The organism is Dellaglioa sp. CoH-57-MRSF-16, from assembly GCF_056782055.1.
In genome coordinates, this window is sequence record NZ_JBXAXZ010000050.1 from 1 (window position 1) to 495 (window position 495).

General features: G+C 59.8%; 1 protein-coding gene. It reads left to right on the forward strand.

Annotated features, from left to right (window positions below; all coding sequences use genetic code 11):
* Positions 1 to 101: 101 nt before the first annotated feature.
* Positions 102 to 344, forward strand: a complete 243-nt coding sequence (locus AC1RPH_RS07785; RefSeq protein ID WP_481762022.1) for a hypothetical protein — start codon at positions 102 to 104, stop codon at positions 342 to 344.
* Positions 345 to 495: the final 151 nt, after the last annotated feature.

The following is a 495-nucleotide window of genomic DNA, read 5'->3' on the forward strand; positions in this document are numbered from 1 at the left end:
GTACTAGAGTCGTGGCTCCGAGCACGTCGCGATTCCGGGTTCGATGCGGAGGCCGATGACGCTGAGCCGCGACTTCGGGCCACGCGTCTTGCGTGGATCAAGTGGATGATGGACAACTGGTGTTGGGAGCAAGCATGAACGTAGACGCAATTCCGGAAAAGACGGTGCGTGGCGCACTGCTGCGGCAATACGCACGTTGGGTGGCCAAAGTCGATCGAGCCGAAGAGCACCACGATGAGGCGGCCATGGATTACGCGAGTGGCGGGATTGCGGCCCTAGAAGCCCTGATCAGCGATCTTGGGCTCGACGACAGGCAGATGCAAAACCAATTGGGCTCCCTATGAGAACGGTGCACATTTCCCAGTTCCGGAACAACGCCGAGTACCCGATCGCCGTTCACCGGGTCCATCACCATACGCCGCTTGAGCCCGGATTCTACAGGGCATCGGTCTCGCTCGGCTCGTTCCAACATCACTGGACTGATGTGGTGGGTAC